The organism is Bradyrhizobium shewense (assembly GCF_900094605.1).
GTDB lineage: Bacteria > Pseudomonadota > Alphaproteobacteria > Rhizobiales > Xanthobacteraceae > Bradyrhizobium > Bradyrhizobium shewense.
In genome coordinates this window covers 130,161-150,389 of sequence record NZ_FMAI01000013.1, presented here as the reverse complement: position 1 = coordinate 150,389, position 20,229 = coordinate 130,161, and the positions used below count along the sequence as shown (strand labels likewise).

General features: G+C 64.1%; 19 protein-coding genes. 7 read left to right on the top strand and 12 right to left on the bottom strand.

Going from position 1 to position 20,229, the window contains the following annotated elements; all coding sequences use genetic code 11:
• Positions 1–228: 228 nt before the first annotated feature.
• Positions 229–1,587, bottom strand: coding sequence for a peptidoglycan-binding protein (locus GA0061098_RS24270; RefSeq protein ID WP_165637574.1), 1,359 nt, complete (start codon positions 1,585–1,587; stop codon positions 229–231).
• Positions 1,588–1,724: 137 nt separating this feature from the next.
• Between GA0061098_RS24270 and GA0061098_RS24265 the strand changes: the two genes are divergently transcribed.
• Positions 1,725–2,528, top strand: a complete 804-nt coding sequence (locus GA0061098_RS24265; RefSeq protein ID WP_091962254.1) for a HesA/MoeB/ThiF family protein — start codon at positions 1,725–1,727, stop codon at positions 2,526–2,528.
• Between the two features lie 9 nt (positions 2,529–2,537).
• Here GA0061098_RS24265 and GA0061098_RS24260 read toward each other — a convergent pair whose 3' ends face one another.
• The gene (locus GA0061098_RS24260) at positions 2,538–3,545 is read right to left on the bottom strand and encodes an aldo/keto reductase (protein WP_091962251.1); all 1,008 of its coding nucleotides are present in this window, start codon (positions 3,543–3,545) and stop codon (positions 2,538–2,540) included.
• A gap of 119 nt (positions 3,546–3,664) precedes the next feature.
• On the opposite strand from GA0061098_RS24260, the gene GA0061098_RS24255 reads away from it, so the two are divergent.
• The gene (locus GA0061098_RS24255) at positions 3,665–4,576 is read left to right on the top strand and encodes a LysR family transcriptional regulator (RefSeq protein WP_091962247.1); all 912 of its coding nucleotides are present in this window, start codon (positions 3,665–3,667) and stop codon (positions 4,574–4,576) included.
• Positions 4,577–4,622: 46 nt separating this feature from the next.
• On the opposite strand, the gene GA0061098_RS24250 is transcribed toward GA0061098_RS24255, so the two are convergent.
• On the bottom strand, positions 4,623–5,624 hold the full coding sequence (locus GA0061098_RS24250; protein ID WP_091962243.1) for a 2-hydroxyacid dehydrogenase: 1,002 nt from the start codon (positions 5,622–5,624) through the stop codon (positions 4,623–4,625).
• Between the two features lie 340 nt (positions 5,625–5,964).
• Here GA0061098_RS24250 and GA0061098_RS24245 point away from each other — a divergent pair, with 340 nt between their 5' ends.
• The gene (locus GA0061098_RS24245; protein ID WP_018323403.1) at positions 5,965–6,495 is read left to right on the top strand and encodes an SH3 domain-containing protein; all 531 of its coding nucleotides are present in this window, start codon (positions 5,965–5,967) and stop codon (positions 6,493–6,495) included.
• Positions 6,496–6,631: 136 nt separating this feature from the next.
• Here GA0061098_RS24245 and irrA read toward each other — a convergent pair whose 3' ends face one another.
• Positions 6,632–7,123 (bottom strand): iron response transcriptional regulator IrrA, encoded by a 492-nt coding sequence (gene irrA, locus GA0061098_RS24240; RefSeq protein ID WP_014490952.1) that lies wholly within the window; start codon positions 7,121–7,123, stop codon positions 6,632–6,634.
• Between the two features lie 354 nt (positions 7,124–7,477).
• Here irrA and fabA point away from each other — a divergent pair, with 354 nt between their 5' ends.
• From fabA to fabI, 3 genes are all read left to right on the top strand, one after another.
• A complete protein-coding gene (fabA, locus tag GA0061098_RS24235) occupies positions 7,478–7,999 on the top strand; it encodes a bifunctional 3-hydroxydecanoyl-ACP dehydratase/trans-2-decenoyl-ACP isomerase (protein WP_091962240.1) in 522 nt (173 codons plus the stop codon).
• Positions 8,000–8,038: 39 nt separating this feature from the next.
• Positions 8,039–9,262, top strand: coding sequence for a beta-ketoacyl-ACP synthase I (fabB, locus tag GA0061098_RS24230; protein WP_091962238.1), 1,224 nt, complete (start codon positions 8,039–8,041; stop codon positions 9,260–9,262).
• A gap of 137 nt (positions 9,263–9,399) precedes the next feature.
• Positions 9,400–10,197 (top strand): enoyl-ACP reductase FabI, encoded by a 798-nt coding sequence (gene fabI, locus GA0061098_RS24225; protein WP_091962235.1) that lies wholly within the window; start codon positions 9,400–9,402, stop codon positions 10,195–10,197.
• A gap of 117 nt (positions 10,198–10,314) precedes the next feature.
• On the opposite strand, the gene GA0061098_RS24220 is transcribed toward fabI, so the two are convergent.
• The 4 genes from GA0061098_RS24220 to GA0061098_RS24205 all read right to left on the bottom strand — a co-directional run bounded on the left by GA0061098_RS24220 (position 10,315) and on the right by GA0061098_RS24205 (position 13,345).
• Complete coding sequence (locus tag GA0061098_RS24220) at positions 10,315–10,911, bottom strand: glutathione S-transferase family protein (protein ID WP_091962232.1); 597 nt, start codon at positions 10,909–10,911, stop codon at positions 10,315–10,317.
• Positions 10,912–11,045: 134 nt separating this feature from the next.
• Positions 11,046–11,714 carry a hypothetical protein gene (locus GA0061098_RS24215; protein ID WP_245323515.1) on the bottom strand — a complete coding sequence of 223 codons (669 nt, stop codon included), beginning with the start codon at positions 11,712–11,714 and terminating at the stop codon, positions 11,046–11,048.
• 241 nt (positions 11,715–11,955) lie between these two features.
• Entirely contained in the window at positions 11,956–12,411 is a 456-nt protein-coding gene (locus tag GA0061098_RS24210; protein WP_091962228.1) for a GNAT family N-acetyltransferase, read from the bottom strand.
• A 7-nt stretch (positions 12,412–12,418) separates the two neighbouring features.
• Positions 12,419–13,345 (bottom strand): hydrogen peroxide-inducible genes activator, encoded by a 927-nt coding sequence (locus GA0061098_RS24205; RefSeq protein WP_091962224.1) that lies wholly within the window; start codon positions 13,343–13,345, stop codon positions 12,419–12,421.
• Positions 13,346–13,459: 114 nt separating this feature from the next.
• Here GA0061098_RS24205 and katG point away from each other — a divergent pair, with 114 nt between their 5' ends.
• A complete protein-coding gene (gene katG, locus GA0061098_RS24200) occupies positions 13,460–15,625 on the top strand; it encodes a catalase/peroxidase HPI (protein ID WP_165637573.1) in 2,166 nt (721 codons plus the stop codon).
• A 230-nt stretch (positions 15,626–15,855) separates the two neighbouring features.
• Here the strand turns inward: katG and pnp are convergent, their stop codons facing one another.
• From pnp to rbfA, 4 genes are all read right to left on the bottom strand, one after another.
• Positions 15,856–18,012: a polyribonucleotide nucleotidyltransferase gene (pnp, locus tag GA0061098_RS24195; protein ID WP_038970619.1), complete on the bottom strand. Its 2,157-nt coding sequence runs from the start codon at positions 18,010–18,012 to the stop codon at positions 15,856–15,858.
• 375 nt (positions 18,013–18,387) lie between these two features.
• On the bottom strand, positions 18,388–18,657 hold the full coding sequence (gene rpsO, locus GA0061098_RS24190; protein WP_008131787.1) for a 30S ribosomal protein S15: 270 nt from the start codon (positions 18,655–18,657) through the stop codon (positions 18,388–18,390).
• 2 nt (positions 18,658–18,659) lie between these two features.
• On the bottom strand, positions 18,660–19,781 hold the full coding sequence (gene truB / locus GA0061098_RS24185; RefSeq protein WP_165637572.1) for a tRNA pseudouridine(55) synthase TruB: 1,122 nt from the start codon (positions 19,779–19,781) through the stop codon (positions 18,660–18,662).
• Positions 19,778–20,224 (bottom strand): 30S ribosome-binding factor RbfA, encoded by a 447-nt coding sequence (gene rbfA / locus GA0061098_RS24180; RefSeq protein ID WP_091962218.1) that lies wholly within the window; start codon positions 20,222–20,224, stop codon positions 19,778–19,780. The genes truB and rbfA overlap by 4 nt, the downstream gene beginning before the upstream one ends.
• Between the last annotated feature and the right edge of the window lie 5 nt (positions 20,225–20,229).

Genomic DNA, 20,229 nt, shown 5'->3' with positions numbered 1-20,229 from the left:
AACGTGCATCGCTTCTCGATGCTGAGCTCTTCTCGCTCAGGACGTGCCCTGCCCGATCCAAAGGGGACCGCGGATGTCCGAATCAACAGTAACGATGATGGCGAAATCGGGAATGCCGGCGAATCCGTAGCATTACTGGACCAGTAGTCGTACGTACCATGGTCCTCGCTGATGGGTTGCATCCGTGCCGCGCCGCCTCGGGGACACGAGAGTCGTTCTATCGCGGGCTTACTTCCGCACGCAGATCACGCGCACGACAGCGGCCTTGGCGTCCGTCGACGTGCCGTTCGCTGCGACCTCGTTCGCCTTCAGGAAATCGCGCACCGTTTCCGCGGACACCATCACCGCCTGTGATGCCGGCACCGATGTCGCGGGTCCCGCGACCATCGCCGGCTTCAACAGCGCAATGCCGGCGAACTTGCCGTTGCCATCGATCGCCGGACCACCGGATAACCCGACCGCCGGCGGTGGGGACAGCATGGAATCGCTGCTCGGGACCGGCGCCAGCGCGGTCTTGGTGCTCGACACGCCGGCTGCGCCGCCCTGGCTCTGCGGATCGGCGATGCCGACGACATCCACGTTCGTCTTGGCCGCGCCGCCAGCGAGGCTGAACGGCTTCAGGCCGCGCGCGCCGTAGATATGCAGCAGTGCAAGACCGCGCTCCTTGTCCTCGGCGAGGCGATCGGCGCTGCCATAGCCGGTGATCGTGATGGCGAGGCAGTTGTCGGTGACGAGCCGGTCGGTGACAATCGCGCCGTCGTCGCTGACGACGAGGCCGGTGCCGTACTCGACGGTCTTGCGCGGCGGCAGCCCGGCTTGCGGTCCGGACGGAAACGCGTTGAACGCGCTCGACATCGCGATCACGACCGGCTCGACCGTGTTCTCGGTCGCCTGGTCGTACAGGATCGTCATGGTGCGGACCTCGTCACCTCTGAAGGTGCCACGGATGTAAAATTTCTTCAGGCCCTGCAAGCCCGAGAGCACGAAGAAATCGGGCTTCACCACGGTGTAGTCGACCTTGCGCCCGGACGGCTCCTTCTCGAGCTCCGCGAGTTTTGCCGCGGTCGGGTTCGCCTCCTTACGGCGGCTGAGCTGCACCTGCACGGTTCCGGTCGGCGAGGTCCATTTCGAGCCGTTGGCGTCGCTCGCCTGCTGCGGCACCAGTTTCGAGGGGATACCGAGCCGGGCGCCGCTGGTCGGCTCCGTCACGATCTTCCAGCCGACGCCGTCCTGCTTCTTTCGCGCCGTCTCGGCCAGCGCCGCGCGCTCCTGCGGATTGAGCACGCCGGTCGGCTTGCCGCCCTTGGCCTTCTGGTATTCCTTGATGGCGTTGACCAGGCGCGCGCTGACGTCGCCGGTGATGGCGCCGTTGTACTGGCCGACCCAGGCGAGATCGGATTGCAGCGACAGCCGCTCCGCCTGCGCCATAGCATCCGCCGTCGCCGATGGCGTCTGCGTTGCCGGAGGGCGGATTGGCACGGTCTGGACCGGCTTCGGCTTGGTACCGGGGATCTGCGGCGTCGTCATCTGGGCGTGCGCGCCTGTGGCAGCCGCAAACATCAAGGTTGCCGCAAGCATCGATCTCATGACAAATCCAACCAGCCCATTGAACGCGATGCCATTCAAGCACATCTCGTTGGTCGCGAACAATGTTGGGGTGGTTCAGGCCTAAGGTCGAGCCGCGTACAGTGTGAGCGACGGCTTGGTAAGAGAGGCGTACGACGATGCTGAGCCCGGACGAACTCGAACGCTATGCCCGCCATATCGTGCTGCGCGACGTCGGCGGACCGGGCCAGGCGGCGCTGAAGCGGGCCTCCGCGCTGGTGGTCGGTGCCGGCGGGCTAGGCGCGCCGGCGCTGATGTATCTGGCCGCCGCCGGTATCGGCACGCTCGGCGTGGTCGATGACGACGTGGTGTCGCTGTCCAACCTGCAGCGCCAGGTGATCCACACCACGCCCGATATCGGCCGGCACAAGGTCGAGAGCGCGGCCGAGCGGATTGCGGCGCTCAATCCGCATGTTCGTTTCGTCGGCCACGCCACCTGGCTGAATGCCGACAATGCGCTCAGCCTGATCGGCGACTACGACCTCGTGCTCGACGGCTCCGATAATTTCTCGACGCGCTATCTGGTCTCGGACGCCTGCTTCTTCGCGAAGCGGCCGCTGATTACGGCGGCGCTCGGCACCTTCGACGGCTCGCTCACCACCATCCGTGCACACGAGACCAACGAGCAGGGCGAATTCAATCCGACCTATCGCTGCCTGTTTCCGGAGGCGCCGCCGCCGGGTACCGTTCCTGCCTGCGCGGAAGCCGGCGTCATGGGTGCGCTGGCGGGCGTGCTGGGATCGATGATGGCGATGGAGGCGATCCGCGAGATCGTCGGCTTTGGCGACGGCCTCGTCGGCCGCCTCCTGATGATCGATGCGCGCGCGATGCGCTTCGAGACGCTGCGTTATTCGCGCGATCCGGCCAATCCGCTGAACGGCGACGGGCCCGTGGTCACCGACCTCAGCGCCCATCGCACTTGATTTGCTGCGTTACGCCGTGGCGGGCTTCTCGCTGTCGAGATGGGCCATCTGCTCGGCGGCATAGCGCGTGCCGGCGGCAACGTTGGGCGGAAACGCCTTTGCCAATGCTGCGAGATGCGTCTGTGTCAGCGTCACCTTCGTCGCGCCGAGCGCTTCGCTGAGACGATTGCGCGTACGCGCGCCCATGAGCGGGATGATCTCCTTGCCCTGCGCCGCCACCCAGGCGATTGCGACCTGCGCCGGCGTTGCGCCGATTTCGCCGGCGATGGCACGCAGGGACTCCACCAGCGCGAGATTGGCGTTGAGATTTGCGCCCTGGAAGCGCGGCGTCATCAGCCGGTAGTCCTTGCCCGCCCTGCCCGAGTCCTTCGACCAATGGCCGCTGATCAGGCCGCGCGCCAGGACGCCATAGGCGGTGATGCCAATGCCGAGCTCGCGGCAGGTCTTGAGAATGTCGCGCTCGATGCCGCGCTCGATCAGCGAATATTCGATCTGGAGATCGACGATCGGATGCACGGCATGCGCGCGGCGGATGGTGTCGGAGCCGACCTCGGACAGGCCGATATGCCTGATGTAGCCGGCCTTCACGAGATCGGCGAGGCCGCCGATGGTCTCTTCGATGGGAACGTTGGGGTCGAGCCGCGCCGGGCGGTAGATGTCGATATAGTCGGTGCCGAGCCGCTGCAGCGAATAAGCGAGGAAATTCCGGATCGCGGCAGGGCGGCAATCCATGCCGGTGAATTCACCGGCGGGGCCGCGTAGCGCGCCGAACTTGACGCTGATCTGCACCTTGTCGCGCGCCACTTCCTTCAGCGCATCGCGGATCAGCATTTCATTGTGGCCCATGGCATAGAAATCGCCGGTGTCGAGCAGCGTGATGCCGGCGTCGAGGGCCGCATGGACCGTGGCGATGCTCTCGCCGCGATCGGCCGGGCCATAGGCGTCCGACATGGCCATGCAGCCGAGACCAAGGGCAGAGACGCTGGGGCCGGTTGAACCGAGTTTGTGCTGTTCCATGATGGCTCTCCTCGAAAGGCGGCAGGCTGATTGCGCCGCGTGACGAGGGTGGATATGCGCCTGGTCCATTGCGTCGATAAGCTGGACAATCTGGAATGCCTTGTTCACATTACCGAACAATGACCGAGCCTGACCTGCGCGATCTCGACGTCTTCGTGGCGGTCGCCCGCACCCGGAATTTCCGGCGTGCGGCGGTCGAAATTCGCGTGTCGGTGTCGAGCCTTAGCCAGCGCCTACGCGACCTCGAGGAGCGCCTCGGCGTCCGCCTGATGAACCGCACCACCCGCAGCGTCGCCTTGACCGAGGCGGGCGAGCTGCTGCTGTCGCGGGTGGCACCTGCACTGCGCGATGTCGGCGATGCCCTGGCGGAGGTGCGGGGCCTGCGCGAGGTCGCCTCCGGCCGTCTGCGCATCAACGCGCCGCCCCCGGCGGTCGATCTCGTGCTGGCGCCGATGGTCGGGCCGTTTCTCGCCGCGCATCCGCAGGTGGATCTCGACGTCGTGTCCGAAAGCGGTTTCGTCGACATCGTGAGCGGGGGCTACGATGCCGGCGTGCGCTATGGCGAGCATCTCGCGCAGGACATGGTGGCGATCCCGCTGAGCGGTCCGCAGCACTATGTCGTCGTCGCCTCGCCCGATTATGTCGCGCGCCGCGGCGAGCCGAAGCATCCGAAGGATCTGCTCGATCATGATTGCATCCGCGCCCGGTATTCGAGCGGCGTGATGCACGATTGGGAGTTCGAGAAGGCCGGCCAGATCGTGAAGGTCGATCCGCCGGCCAAGCTGATCTCGACCAACATGAACCTTGCGATGCAGGCCGCGCTCGCCGGCGCGGGCATCTGGGCAAGCCTCGACGGTTATGTCGGCGAAGCCCTGAAGTCCGGCGCGCTGGTCAGCCTGATGGAAGATTGGTGCGAGCCGTTTCCCGGCCCGTTCCTGTACTACCCGAGCCGGCGCCAGACGCCGCCCGCGCTGCGCGCCTTCATCGATTTCGTCGCCGACTGGCGCAAGCGCGAGACGCGCAGACAGTAGACCCTCATGGTGAGGAGATGAGGGTGTGACGCGTGAGGCCGAAACCTCAGAGCATGCTCGGCAGCACGCGATCCGGCGGCTTGTGAGCGTCGAGGAAGGTGCGGATGTTGATGATCACCTTCTCGCCCATCTCGACGCGGCCTTCGATCGTGGCCGAGCCCATATGCGGCAGCAGCGCCACCTTTCCGGCCTTGGCGAGCCGCACCAGCTTTGGATTGACCGCGGGCTCGTGCTCGTAGACGTCGAGACCGGCGCCGCCGATCTCGCCGCCTTCGATCAGCTTGATCAGCGTGTCCTCGTCGGTCACCTCGCCGCGCGCGGTGTTGACGATGTAGGCGTCCTTGCGGATCAGCTTCAGCCGCCGCGCCGAGAGCAAATGATAGGTCGCCGGCGTGTGCGGACAGTTCACCGAGATGATGTCCATCCGCGCCAGCATCTGATCGAGGCTTTCCCAATAGGTCGCGCCAAGCTCCTCAGCGATCTTCGGCGCGACGGGACGGCGGTTGTGATAGTGGATCTGCAGGCCGAAGGCGCGGGCGCGGCGCGCCACCGCCTGGCCGATGCGGCCCATGCCGATGATGCCAAGCCGCTTGCCGCCGATGCGGTGCCCAAGCATCCAGGTCGGCGACCAGCCCGGCCAGGGCTTTCCTTCCGTCAGGATCGAGGCGCCTTCGATCATCCGCCTGGGCACGGCGAGGATCAACGCCATGGTCATGTCGGCGGTGTCCTCGGTCAGAACCTTCGGCGTGTTGGTGACGGTGATGCCGCGAGCATGTGCGGCCTCGACGTCGATATTATCGACGCCGTTGCCGAAATTGGCGATCAGCCGCAGCTTGCAGTCGGGCTGGTTGATGATGTCGGCGCTGATATGGTCGGTGACGGTCGGAACCAGCACGTCGGCGGTGCGTGCGGCTTCCGCGATCTGATCGGCGGACATCGGCGTGTCCTCGAGATTGATCCGCGCGTCGAACAATTCGCGCATCCGCGTCTCGATCGAATCCGGCAGCTTGCGCGTCACCACGACGAGGGGCTTTTTCTTCACCGACATGTCCTGCTCTCATGAGGCGTCGCAAGCCGCCTCTGTCGCCAAAGGCCGGTCGTTGAGGTCTCATTAACCCGGTTGTTCGACACTGCCCTTGCCGTGTCCGTCCCCGGCGTTTCCTTCAAGCTCTCCCGATATTTCCGGCCGGAAAATCGGGGCAAACTGGTTGTTCAAGTGCCCGTCCTCTCTAGCAGAAGGCCGGGCCAAGACAAGAACCACGGGTCAAGGCTTCAAGGAGCCCGGTTTGGGGAACACCCGCGTGGGGCGGGTCAGGGGGTTGCGCGGCAGGTTTTGGAATTTGGGGTGAGGACCGGCTCGGGCCGGGTCTTCGACAGGAGACGGGTTGATGGCGTTGGGGCGTTTTTGTTCGGTGATGGCGCTCGTTTGCACCTGGTTGAGCGCTTCGGTCGGCCCCTCGCATTCGGCCAAGGATACGACGCCCCAGACCGCAAGCGGCCTGCCGGTGCCGCGCTATGTCAGCCTCAAATCGGATCATGTGAACGTCCGCGCCGGCCCGACCAAGGACAATGACGTGGCCTGGGTCTACACCCGTTCGGGCCTGCCGGTGGAAATCACCGCCGAGTTCGAGAATTGGCGCCGGGTGCGCGATTCCGAAGGCGCCGAGGGCTGGGTCTATCACTCGTTGCTGTCGGGCCGCCGCACCGCGGTCGTCACCATGAAGCACAAGGACGACCTCGCCCCGATCTACGATCGCGCCGACCTCGACAGCGCGGTCGCAGCAAGACTCCAGGCCGGCGTCGTCACGCAGGTAAAGAAGTGCGCTGCAAACTGGTGCCGCGTCACCGGCAACGGTTTCGACGGCTGGATCCAGCAGGAGCGCCTCTGGGGCGTGTATTCGGACGAGCAGGTCAACTGACGCGATAGAGCAGCTGCTGCTCGAACGTCATGCCCGGGCTTGTCCCGGGCAACCACGGACTTTCGTGTCGGCCCAAAACGTGGATGGCCGGGACGAGCCCGGCCATGACGATCAATTCAGCGATTCTAGGAAGACCTCAGCGCTTCTTGCGCAGGCGCACGACCATGTCGATGCGCGCGATCTCGTAACCCTCCGGCACCTCCGGCATCTTGGACAGCGCCAGATGCGGATCCTCGATGTCGACCAGCTCATGGCTGTTCTCGAGATAGTAGTGATGGTGGGTGGTGACGTTGGTGTCGAAATAGGTCTTGGTGCCGTCGACGCTGACCTGGCGGAGCAGGCCGGCATCGGTGAGCTGGTTCAGCGTGTTGTAGACAGTAGCCAGCGACACCGGAACCTTGGCCAGTGTGGCTTCCTCGTAGAGCATTTCAGCCGTGAGGTGGCGAGCACCTTTGCCGAACAACAGCCAGCCCAGTGCCATGCGCTGACGCGTCGGACGGAGTCCGGCGGACTGGAGCATTTCGTTGACGTCGTGCCAGGGGCAGCCGGTGAGAGCCGGCTGGCGGCCGGACAGCAGGGCCGCGGAGTGGACGTCGTCGTCGTGATGGGGCGCAGTATTCTCGCTCATTTCCAGATTTCGGGCACGCGTGAACAATATCTCTCCGTAATATAAGAACAGAAAGATGCAGATGCAAGTTTCTCGCAACTAGAGAGGTTCTAATCAGGCTTGGAACTGGGCCGGGATCGCGTCATTTTACCTTCATGGATGCGCTTTGCTACCCGAAATAGCCTGTGTTAGAGAGCGCGCGGTTCCGCTTAGCCGATTTTGGCGGCAGCCGGGCATCGAAGCCCGGTCCGCAGTCCAATCGGGGCATGCGGGCGCAGCGCCTGACGGTGGCAATTGGCGTTGCTCTCCGACCGAGACGGGGCCCATTTTCGCCAAAAAGCGCCGCTCAATCGGAATTCAAACAGAGGCTCGTGCATGCTGAACAGGCGCAACGGTTACGAATACGAAGATCTGCTGGCCTGCGGCCGCGGCGAGATGTTCGGCCCGGGCAATGCCCAGCTGCCGTTGCCGCCGATGCTGATGTTCGACCGCATCACGGACATCAGTGACAATGGCGGCGAGTTCGGCAAGGGGGTGGTGCGCGCCGAGCTCGACGTGAAGCCCGACCTCTGGTTCTTCGGCTGCCACTTCAAGAACGACCCGGTGATGCCCGGCTGCCTCGGCCTCGACGCGCTGTGGCAAATGGTCGGCTTTTACCTGGGCTGGACCGGAGGCGAAGGTCGTGGTCGCGCGCTTGGACTGAACGAGCTGAAGTTCAGCGGCCAGGTGCTGCCCGAGGCCCGCAAGGTTGTGTACAACGTCGATATCAAACGCGTGATGCGTTCAAAGCTGGTGCTCGGCATCGCCGACGGGTGGCTTTCGGTCGATGACCAGATTATTTATCGCGCCAAGGACTTGAAGGTTGGCCTGTTCAAGCAGGGCACGAGCCTGGGCTGAGCGCATCACCAAGACAACAACGATTAAGGCGAGGCTGTCATGAGGCGGGTTGTGGTCACCGGGATGGGCATCGTCTCGTCGATCGGAAACAACACCCAGGAAGTGCTTGCGAGCCTTCACGAGGCAAAGTCAGGCATTTCGCGGGCTGAGAAATATGCAGAGCTCGGCTTCCGTTCGCAGGTGCAGGGCGCGCCGACGCTCGATCCCGCCACGGTGGTCGACCGCCGCGCGATGCGTTTCCTCGGTCAGGGCGCGGCATGGAATCACGTCGCGATGGAACAGGCGATCCAGGACTCCGGTCTATCGCCTGACGAAGTCTCCAACATCCGCACCGGCATCATCATGGGCTCCGGCGGCCCCTCCGCCCGCACCATCGTCGAATCCGCCGACATCACCCGCACCAAGGGACCGAAGCGTGTCGGACCGTTTGCGGTGCCGAAGGCGATGTCGTCCACGGCCTCGGCGACGCTTGCGACCTGGTTCAAGATCAAGGGCGTGAACTATTCGATCTCGTCGGCCTGCGCGACGTCGAACCATTGCGTCGGCAATGCCTATGAGACGATCCAGATCGGCAAGCAGGACGTCATCTTCGCCGGCGGCTGCGAGGAGCTGGACTGGTCGCTCTCCGTGCTGTTCGACGCCATGGGTGCGATGTCCTCGAAATACAATGACACGCCCGCCACCGCCTCGCGTCCCTACGACGTCAACCGCGACGGCTTCGTCATCGCCGGCGGTGCCGGCGTGCTGGTGCTGGAAGAGCTCGAACATGCCAAGGCGCGCGGCGCCCGCATTTTCGGCGAGATCGTCGGCTACGGCGCGACCTCGGACGGCTACGACATGGTCGCCCCCTCAGGCGAAGGCGCCGAGCGCTGCATGCGCATGGCGATGTCGACGGTGAAGACCAAGGTCGACTACATCAATCCGCACGCGACCTCGACGCCGGCCGGCGACCCGCCGGAGATCGACGCGCTCCGCCGCGTGTTCGGAAGTGGCGAGAAGTGCCCGCCGATCTCGGCGACCAAGGCGCTGACCGGCCACTCGCTGGGCGCCACCGGCGTGCAGGAGGCGATCTACTCGCTGCTGATGATGAATAACGGCTTCATCTGCGAGAGCGCGCATATCCAGGAGCTCGATCCCGTGTTCGCCGACATGCCGATCGTGCGCAAGCGCATCGACAACGTCAAGATCGGCACCGTGCTGTCGAACTCCTTCGGCTTCGGCGGCACGAACGCCACGCTGGTGTTCAGCCGAATGGATGTGTGACGTCGTTGTTGGCGCACTGTTGATTTTCTCGTCATGGCCGGGCTTGTCCCGGCCATCCACGTCTGGGGCCCATGCTGCGAAGGACGTGGATGCCCGCGACAAGCTCGGGTACGACGAAAGCGGAAGGTGATCGAGAGATGGAAGGTCTGATGAAAGGCAAGCGCGGTCTGATCATGGGCATCGCCAATGATCATTCGATCGCCTGGGGCATGGCGAAGACGCTGCATGCGCACGGCGCCGAGCTTGCCTTTACCTTCCAGGGCGAGGCCCTCGGCAAGCGCGTCAAGCCGTTGGCGGAGCAGCTCGGCGTCGATCTGGTGCTGCCGTGCGATGTCGAGGACATCGCCAGCGTCGATGCGACCTTCGATGTGCTGCGCGACAAGTGGGGCAAGCTCGATTTCGTCATCCATGCGATCGGCTTTGCCGACAAGAACGAGCTGAAGGGCCGCTACGCCGACACCAGCCGCGAGAACTTTTCACGCACCATGGTGATCTCCTGCTTCTCGTTCACGGAAGTGGCGAAGCGCGCCGCCGAGCTGATGACCGAGGGCGGCAGCATGATCACGCTGACCTTCGGCGCCTCGGAGCGCGCGATGCCGAACTACAACGTGATGGGCGTGGCCAAGGCGGCGCTGGAAGCCTCCGTACGCTATCTCGCCGCCGATTTCGGACCGCGCGGCATCCGCGTCAACGCGATCTCCGCGGGCCCCATTCGCACGCTTGCCGGCTCCGGCATCGGCGAGGCGCGCGCGATGTTCGCCTTCATGCAAAAGCATTCGCCGCTCCGCCGCGGCGTCACGCTCGACGAGCTCGGTGGCTCGGCGCTGTATCTGCTGTCGGATCTCTCCGGCGGCGTGACCGGCGAGATCCACTATGTCGATTCCGGCTACAACATCGTCCTGATGCCGAGGCCTGACGATTTGAAGACGGAATAGACGACGCTGCGGTAGGGTGGGCAAAGGCGCGTAAGCGACGTGCCCACCATCTCTTCGTGATGGCGATAGACAGAAGACGTGGGCACGCTACGCTTTGCCCACCCTACGAGAGTTCGGCTAACCCGCCGCGATCTTCTCCGCCCGCTGGAACGCAGGACGTGCCATGCAGCGCGCGAGATAGGCATCGAACGCCGGGCGCGAGGGCGCCATCTTGAACAGGCGCACCGCGTAATTCAGGCCCGAGCCGATCGTGATGTCCGCGGCCGAAAACTCCTCGCCGAGAATCCACGGCCCCTTGGCAAGCGCAGCTTCCAGCACGTCGAACACCTGCGTCGCGCTGCCCCAGGCTGCGGTCGAGGTCGGGATTTCGATCTTGGTGAAGATCTGGATGATGGCGGGCTCGATGCAGCCCGGCGAGAAGAACAGCCATTGCAGATAGCGGGCGCGGCGCGGATCGGTCACGGCAGGCGCAAGCTTCGTCTCCGGATAGCGGTCGGCAACATAGGCGCAGATCGCGGCGGCTTCGCCGAGTGCGGCTTCGCCATCGCTGAGCGCGGGAACCTTGCCCATCGGATTGATCTTCAGATAGCCCGGCGCCTTCTGGGCGCCAGTCGAGATGTCGGTCAGCACGCGTTCATAGGCAAGGCCGCTCTCTTCCATCAGCCAGAGCGTCGTGAACGAACGCGAGCGGGGCGACCAATAGAGCTTGATCATGGCGGGGAACCTTCCATCTGCGTGAGGCGGGCGAGGCTATTCATCGCGTGTCTGCTTCGAAATCGCAACGCACTACGGTTGGTCCGATGCAGCGATCGGTCGTCAACATCTTGGTCGACGCGAATGAGTGCGTGTCAGTCTTGCTTCAGATAGCCGGGAAGCCCCCGATCGAGCCTGTCGGTGATGAGCGCCCGCGTTCTCTCGCGCAGGATCGCGCTGCTCGAAGCGGTCGCGGGCGGGTTGGGGAACTGGTCATTGTCGAGCTTGTTAAGCGGGTCTTCGGTCAGTCGCATACTTGCGGCGAAGTTCGCGCCGAAATTTACAAAGGGGCGCTTGATCTCCTCGTAGCTCCGGCCGTCGATCAGGTTGATCGAGATGTTCGCGAACAAATGCGAATGCCGGATCAGATTTCCGAGCCCTTGATTGAATGTGCCGATTCCGTTCAACATCATGCGGCTGCCCGGCAATTCTCCCTTGTACGTCGTCGCAACCAGATAGCGATCGCAGCTCACGTTCGGCGTGATGCCACGCACGATCGCTGGCAGGCGTTCGTTGGGATCGGGAATGAATCGCGATTTCGGATGATAGAACGGTTCGAAGGCGCCCTTGGGGTAGGCGATCCTGCGAACACCGGGATCGCCGCCGGTTGCCGCTTTCACGCGCGCAAACACGAGATCGTCGAGACCCCAGTCGATAGGAACTTCGGCCTCCTCGTTCTCGAAGATGGTCAGCCCGAACTTCTGGACGGAGTAGCGCTCCCCGATCACGGAGATTACGCCGAGCTTGCAGGGGCCGACGTCCACCGCTTGCGGTTTGTTCGCTGCCGGCTGCTTGGCCTTCGGCGCAGCCTTTTTCGCAACAGGCTTGGCTGTTGCCGGGGGTGTGGCAGTTGGTGGAGCGGAGGGAGACTGGGCCCATCCGGTCGACGCACAAAGCGACGCGAACAGGGCGGTGACGGCGAGATTGCGTAACATGACTCGGGAGCGGAATTGCTGAGATGCAATCCGCAAACTAGAGCGTGCGGGGCGCCTCCGCAAGCAGAACCTATGACGTCTTCTGCCACCGATAATATTTCATCATGAACCCGTTCGACGGCTCGATTTCCTGCTTCTCGAATACAAAACCTTCGCGCTCGTACCAGCGCCAGGCTTTTTCGTTCTCGCGCACGCAGCGCAGATACATCTCATCCGGCATTTGCGTGCGGGTGAAGGCGAGCAGCTTTCGCCCGAGCGATTGCCCCTGATAGTCGGGTCCGACGAAAAGCATGTCGAGATAGAGTTTTGGCACATGCAGCGCCAGCATGGCGGCGATCGTGCCGCGATCATCAGCGACGAACAGGCTCCAGCCGTTCTCGATCTCGCGCCGGATGCGCGCGCGGAGATTGGCGAGCAGAAAGTCGCTGGCCTCGCCGAGGCCGGTCGAGACCCAGCTCTCCATCCAGACGCGGCCGACCTCGTCATATTCGTCGGCGCGGGCGGGGCGGATGATCGGGTGCGACATCGTACCCTCAGGCCCGCTGGCTGCGCACAGGCGGGCGTGCGCGCACTTTGCCGGCCGACAGGCACACCACTTCGGAGATTTGCAGCAGCTGCCGCGCCAGCGGGCTGGTCTTGCGCCAGACCATGCCGATGGTGCGGAATGGCTGCGGGTCGCGGAAGCGCGCGAGCGAGACCGACGCCGATCGCGTTTCCACTGGCACCGCCATCTCCGGGATCAACGTGACCCCGATGCCGGCGCTGACCATCTGGACCAGCGTCGACAGCGAATTGGCATCCAGCATCTCGCGCGGCGGCGCCGACTGCATGTTGCAAAACGACAGCGCCTGATCGCGGAAGCAGTGTCCCTCTTCGAGCAGCAACAGTCGCATCTCGCGCATCATCTCGCGCGACGGCGCCGGGGTCCCCTCATCTGCGCTCGGCCGGACCAGCAGGAATTTCTCCTCGAACAGGGCGACCTCGGTGAGCGAAGGCTCGGACACCGGCAGCGCCACGATGGCGGTGTCGAGCCGTCCCTCCACCAGCTCCTGGATCAGCCGCGGCGTCATCGTCTCGCGCACGCGGATGTCGAGCTCCGGATGCATGCGCGTCAGATTCTTCGTGATGGTGGGCAGCAGATACGGCGCGATCGTCGGGATCATGCCGATGCGCAGGCGGCCGGCGAAGCGGTCCTGCGAGGCGCGGGCGAAATCGCCGAGCTCATCGACCGAGCGCAAAATGTCGCGAACGCGTTGCGCGAGCTCCTCGCCGAACCGGGTCAGCGCCACCTGCCGGGCGCTGCGCTCCAGCAGCAGGCCGCCGAGCGTCTCCTCCAACTCCTTGATCTGCATCGACAAGGCCGGTTGCGAGATGGAGCAGGACTCGGCCGCCCGGCCAAAATGGCCATGACGCGCCAGCGCGTCGAAATACCGGAGCTGGCGCAGCGTCAGGTTTATCATCAGAAAATCCTATCGCAGCGATCATTAAAGTCAACTTTACCTGATAGGACGCGACGCTTAGAGTGGTTCTACCTGGTCAAAGGCGCAAGTTCGACGCCACCAGAGGAGGTATTCATGGACGACACTTCGAAGTGCCCGTTTTCGGGTGGAAAACGCGTGCCAGCGAACCGCGATTGGTGGCCAACTCAGCTCAGCATCGAGATGCTGCACAAGAATTCCGGCCTGTCCGATCCGATGGGCGGCGAATTCGACTATGCCAAGGAATTCAAGACGCTCGACCTTAACGCGGTCGTCAAGGATCTGACCGCGCTGATGACGGACTCGCAGGAGTGGTGGCCCGCCGATTTCGGTCACTATGGCGGTCTCATGATCCGCATGGCCTGGCACAGCGCAGGCACCTACCGCATCACCGACGGCCGTGGCGGCGCCGGTGCCGGCCAGCAGCGTTTCGCACCGCTCAACAGCTGGCCCGACAACGCCAACCTCGACAAGGCACGCCGGCTGCTGTGGCCGATCAAGCAGAAATACGGCCGCAAGCTCTCCTGGGCCGACCTGATGGTTCTCGCCGGCAACGTCGCGCTGGAATCGATGGGCTTCAAGACCTTCGGCTTCGCCGGCGGACGCGCGGACGTCTGGGAGCCGGAAGAGCTCTATTGGGGTCCCGAAGGCACGTGGTTGGGTGATGAGCGCTACAGCGGTGAACGCCAGCTCGCCGAGCCGCTCGGCGCGGTGCAGATGGGCCTGATCTACGTCAATCCGGAAGGCCCGAACGGCAAGCCGGATCCGGTTGCCGCGGCCAAGGACATCCGCGAGACCTTCGCCCGCATGGCGATGAACGACGAAGAGACCGTCGCGCTGATCGCCGGCGGCCACTCCTTCGGCAAGACTCACGGCGCCGGCGATCCGTCGCTGGTCGGTCCGGAGCCGGAAGCGGGCGCGCTCGAGGATCAAGGCCTCGGCTGGAAGAGCAAGCACGCTTCGGGCCTCGCCGGTGATTCCATCACCAGCGGTCTCGAAGTGACCTGGACGACGACGCCGACCAAGTGGAGCAACAACTTCTTCGAGAACCTGTTCAACTACGAATGGGAGCTTACGAAGAGCCCGGGCGGTGCGAACCAGTGGACCGCCAAGGGCGCCGACGCGATCATTCCCGACGCCTTCGACAAGTCGAAGAAGCATCGGCCGACCATGCTGACGACCGACCTCTCGCTGCGCTTCGATCCGGCCTACGAGAAGATCTCGCGTCGCTTCCTGGAGAACCCGGCTCAGTTCGCGGACGCCTTCGCCCGCGCCTGGTTCAAGCTCACCCATCGCGACATGGGTCCGATCCAGCGCTATCTCGGCCCTCTGGTGCCGAAGGAAACGCTGATCTGGCAGGATCCGATTCCGGCCGTGAATCACGAGCTGGCCAGCGAGCAGGACATCGCTGCGCTGAAGAGCAAGATCCTGGCTTCGGGTCTGTCGGTCTCCGAGCTGGTCTCGACCGCCTGGGCGTCCGCCTCGACGTTCCGCGGCTCCGACAAGCGCGGCGGCGCCAACGGCGCGCGCATCCGTCTTGCCCCGCAGAAGGATTGGGAGGTGAACCAGCCGGCTCAGCTCTCCAAGGTTCTCGGCAAGCTTGAAGCGATCCAGAAGGACTTCAACGCGTCCTCAGGCGCGAAGAAGGTCTCGCTCGCGGATCTCATCGTGCTCGGCGGTTCTGCCGCGGTCGAGAGGGCCGCCAAGGATGCCGGCGTCGACGTGAAGGTCGGCTTCACGCCGGGCCGCATGGATGCCTCACAGGAGCAGACCGACGCTGAGTCCTTCGCGCCGCTCGAGCCGCGGGCCGATGGCTTCCGCAACTATGTCGGCAAGAAGCATCAGTTCCTGCAGCAGGAAGAGGCCCTCGTCGATCGCGCGCAGCTTCTGAAGCTGAGCGGCCCCGATCTGACCGCGCTGGTCGGCGGCTTGCGCGTGCTCGGCGCCAATGCGAACGGCTCGAAGCACGGCGTCTTCACCGCCAAGGTGGGCACGCTGAGCAACGACTTCTTCGTCAACCTGCTCGACATGAGCACGCAATGGACGCCGGCTTCCGACGGCACTTACGAGGCCCGCGACCGCAAGACCAATGCGGTGAAGTGGACCGGCACGCGCGCCGACCTGATCTTCGGCGCACACTCGCAGCTCCGCGCCTTCGCCGAGGTCTATGCTTCGTCGGACTCCAAGGAAAAGTTCGTAAAGGACTTCGCCAAGGCCTGGACCAAGGTGATGAACCTCGACCGTTACGACATCGCGGGCTGAGATCGACTGATCTCACCTCGGGCTCGGTGCAACCTCTCCCGCTTGCGGGGGAGGTCGCGCCGAAGGCGCGGGTGGGGGCTCTCTCGTCGTTGGGAGTCTCTTTGCGGAAGCACCCCCACCCAAACCCTCCCCCGCAAGCGGGAGAGGGGGCGCATCTCGCCCGGAGCGAACACAAACAAAAAGGGCGGCCCTTCGGCCGCCCTTTCGTTTTTCTGCAGTGTAGCGAGCGCTTACTCGCCGGCGGCTTCGCGCGGGGCCTTCTCGCCCTCGCCGCCCTTGCCCTCGAGGTCTTCGCCGGTGGTCTGATCGACCACCTTCATCGACAGGCGGGTCTTGCCGCGATCGTCGAAGCCGAGCAGCTTGACCTTGACCTTGTCGCCTTCCTTGACGACGTCGGAGGTCTTCTGCACGCGCGCCGAAGCGAGCTGGCTGATGTGGACGAGACCGTCCTTGGAGCCGAAGAAGTTCACGAAGGCGCCGAACTCCATCACCTTGACGACGGTGCCGTCATAGATCTGGCCGACTTCCGGATCGGAGGCGATCGACTTGATCCACTTGATCGCGGCCTTCATGGCCTCGCCGTCGCTGGAGGCGACCTTCACGGTGCCGTCGTCCTCGATGTTGACCTTGGCGCCGGTCTTCTCGACGATCTCGCGGATCACCTTGCCGCCGGTGCCGATCACTTCGCGGATCTTGTCGGTGGCGATCTTGAAGGTCTCGATGCGCGGCGCGTATTCGCCGAGCTCGGCGCGGGCGTTGGTGAGCGCCTTGGCCATCTCGCCGAGGATGTGGATACGACCATCCTTGGCCTGGGCCAGTGCCACCTTCATGATCTCTTCGGTGATGCCCTCGATCTTGATGTCCATCTGGAGCGAGGTGATGCCCTGCTCGGTACCGGCGACCTTGAAGTCCATGTCGCCGAGATGGTCCTCGTCGCCGAGGATGTCCGAGAGAACCGCGAAGCGCTTGTCTTCGAGGATCAGGCCCATCGCGATGCCTGCGGTCGGCCGCTTCAACGGCACGCCGGCATCCATCAGCGCGAGCGAAGCGCCGCAGACCGAAGCCATCGAGGACGAGCCGTTCGACTCGGTGATCTCCGACACCACGCGCGTGGTGTAGGGGAATTCGTGGTGCGGCGGCAGCACCGGGTGGATCGCGCGCCAGGCGAGCTTGCCGTGGCCGATCTCGCGACGCTTGGTGCCGCCGAGGCGACCGGTCTCACCGACCGAGTAGGGAGGGAAGTTGTAGTGCAGCAGGAACGTCTCTTTGTACGTTCCCGACAGCGCGTCGATGTACTGCTCGTCCTCGCCGGTGCCGAGCGTGGTCACGACCATCGCCTGGGTCTCGCCGCGGGTGAACAGCGCCGAACCGTGGGCGCGGGGCAGCACGCCGACTTCGGCGACGATGTTGCGGACGGTCTTGCTGTCGCGACCGTCGATGCGCTTGCCGGTGTCGAGGATGTTCCAGCGAACGATCTTGGCTTCGAGCTCCTTGAACACGCCGGCGATGCGCAGCTTGTCGTATTTCGGCTCCTGCCCTTCCGGGAAGTAGTGGGCGATCACCTTTTCCTTGACCTTGCCGACCGCGGCGTAGCGATCCTGCTTGACCGGAATGGCGTAGGCGGCGCGCAGCTCCTGCTCGACGAGGCCGAGCATTTCCTTCTCGAGCGCCGAATTGTCGATCACGGTGACTTCGCGCGGCTCCTTCGCAGCCTTCTCGGCGAGCTCGATGATCGCGTTGATGACCGGCTGGAAGTGGCGGTGACCGAACATCACCGCGCCGAGCATGATGTCTTCGTTCAGCTCCTTGGCTTCCGATTCCACCATCAGCACGGCGTCGGCGGTGCCGGCGACGACCAGGTCGAGCTGGGTGTCGACCATCTCGTCGAGCGTCGGGTTGAGGATGAACTCGTCATTGGCGAAGCCGACGCGGGCGGCACCGATCGGGCCCTTGAAGGGCGCGCCGGACAGCGTCAGCGCAGCGGACGAAGCCACCAGCGCGACGATGTCAGGATCGTTTTCCATGTCGTGCGAGAGCACGGTGACGATCACCTGGGTCTCGTTGCGCCAGCCGTCGACGAACAGCGGACGGATCGGACGGTCGATCAGGCGGGAGACCAGCGTCTCCTTCTCGGTCGGACGTCCCTCGCGCTTGAAATAGCCGCCGGGAATGCGGCCCGCAGCGTAGGTCTTCTCCTGGTAGTCGACGGTCAGCGGCAGGAAGTCGACGCCTTCGCGCGGCGCCTTGGCCGCAACGACGGTGGCGAGCACCACGGTCTCGCCATAGGTGGCGACGACGGCGCCGTCGGCCTGACGGGCGATCTTGCCGGTTTCCAGCTTGAGAGTGCGTCCACCCCAGTCGATCTCGACCGAATGCTTATTGAACATAGATGTCTTCTTTCATGGGTTCTCGAAAGAAGGACGGCTCGAAAAACAAAAACCATGCGCAAGATTGCGGGGCGCTGATCGAAGCGGGTGATCAGCGTCCTGCGATCCTGCCATGGTTTTTGGATTTCGGATGGCGTCCATCCTTTCGGGTCATACGGGCGCCTTGCCCGTTGTGCCCAGCCGCCGGATTGCTGCTGGACTGTCAGTCGGCACGAATGCGAACACCGAATTGCGATCTTCGCTCATCATGCCCGGATGCTGGCCGTCAACGGCCCGCATCCGACGTGCGCGCAACCTCGATCAAAAAGCTTAAAATAAGCGCTTTCGTTCGAAACCACGTGCGAAAACGCGCGCCGTTGGCGCGCGCAAGAACTCTTAACGGCGAATGTTGTGCTTCTCGAGCAGCGCCTTGTAACGCGCCTCGTCCCGCTTCTTGAGGTAGTCGAGCAGCGAGCGGCGGGTCGAGACCAGCTTCAAGAGGCCGCGACGCGAATGGTTGTCCTTCACGTGGGTCTTGAAATGGTTGGTGAGGTTGTTGATGCGTTCCGACAGGATCGCGACCTGAACCTCGGGCGAGCCGGTATCGCCGGCCTTGTTGGCATTCGTCTTGATGACTTCCGCTTTGCGTTCTGCGGCAATCGACATCGTCAATTTCTCTCGTTGGGACCGGGGCTGGCAGTCAGGCCGGTCAGGTTGAACACACGCTTGGGGATGATTTCGCCATTGCCGACTTCAGCAAGCGCGAGAAGACGGCCTGCCACCGTGACATAGACTGTGCCGCTACAAGTGGGCGCATCCCGTCCGCGCAACAAAACGGCCTGGCCCCGATGGAGCCTTGCCGCATCAGCCCGAGTGACGGCCAGTGCCGGGATGTCGTCCAGCGCGGTCTCAACGGGCATAAGCGCGTCGGCGAGGCTACCCTCGCCGGACGCGGCTCTATCGCACAAAGCCTCCAGCTGATCCAGCGGAATCATGTCGTTTTCGCCAAATGGGCCGACCAGGGTCCGTCTGAGCGCGCAGATATGGCCGTAAGTGCCGAGAATCCGGCCCATATCGCGGGCCAGTGCCCGGACGTAGGTGCCCTTGCCGCATTCGGCCTCGAATACGGCCCGGTCGTTATCCGGTTGATCCACAAGGGTTAATTGGTGAATTTCGACCGGGCGGGGAGCCAGCTCCACGACCTCGCCGTCGCGGGCGAGGTCGTAGGCGCGCTCGCCCTGGACCTTGATCGCGGAATAACGCGGCGGGATCTGCTCGATCACCCCGGTGAAGCGGGGCAACAGGGCCAGGATGGCCTCGCGGGTCGGACGCTGGTCGGAGGTCGCGGTCACCCGGCCCTCGATGTCGTCGGTGTCGCGCTCCTCGCCCCAACACACCGTGAACTGGTAGCGCTTGCGGCCGTCCATGACGAAGGGAACGGTCTTGGTGGCTTCCCCGAGCGCGATCGGAAGCCCGCCCGAGGCGAGCGGATCGAGCGTGCCGGCGTGTCCGGCGCGCTTGGCGTTGAACAGGCGCTTGAGCACCGCGACCGCCTGCGTCGAGGTCATGCCGATCGGCTTGTCGAGCACGACCCAGCCATGGACGTCGCGCCGGTCGCGGCGAACCTGGTTGCCCTTCTGCTTGGCATTGGCACGCGGATCGTTGTTGACGCGGCGCGGCTCCTGATGCGGCTGCGAATCGCCGCCCATATCCGCAAAATTATTTTTCTGCACGTCGCGCTGATCGGCCTGTTCGCCGCTGATCGTGTCGTGAGCCGGGTCCATGGTCATCGTTCTTCTTCCCGATCCGTCTCCGGATCCTGTTCCAAATCCTGTTCGAGGTCCTTCTGAACCGCAGGTGTTCGCAAAAGCTTCTCGATCCGTTCCGCTTCGTCGAATCGTTCGTCGACGCGGAAACGAAGATCAGGTGCAAATTTCAGGTTAACGCGCCGCGCGACCTCGCCGCGCAGAAACTTCTTGTTGCGTTCGAGCGCAGCAATGACGACCGCGGTGTCGTGGCCACCGAGCGGCATCACATAGACTGTCGCGAGCTTCAGGTCGGGCGACATCCGCACCTCCGGCACGGTGATGATGTGACCTTCGAGATCCGCATCATGCACATTGCCTTGCGCCAGAATCTCGGCCATCGCGTGGCGAACCTGCTCGCCGACGCGCAACTGACGCTGCGAGCCTCCGCCGGGTGCGGAATTTTTTTTCTGATGATGGCGTGGCATTCTCG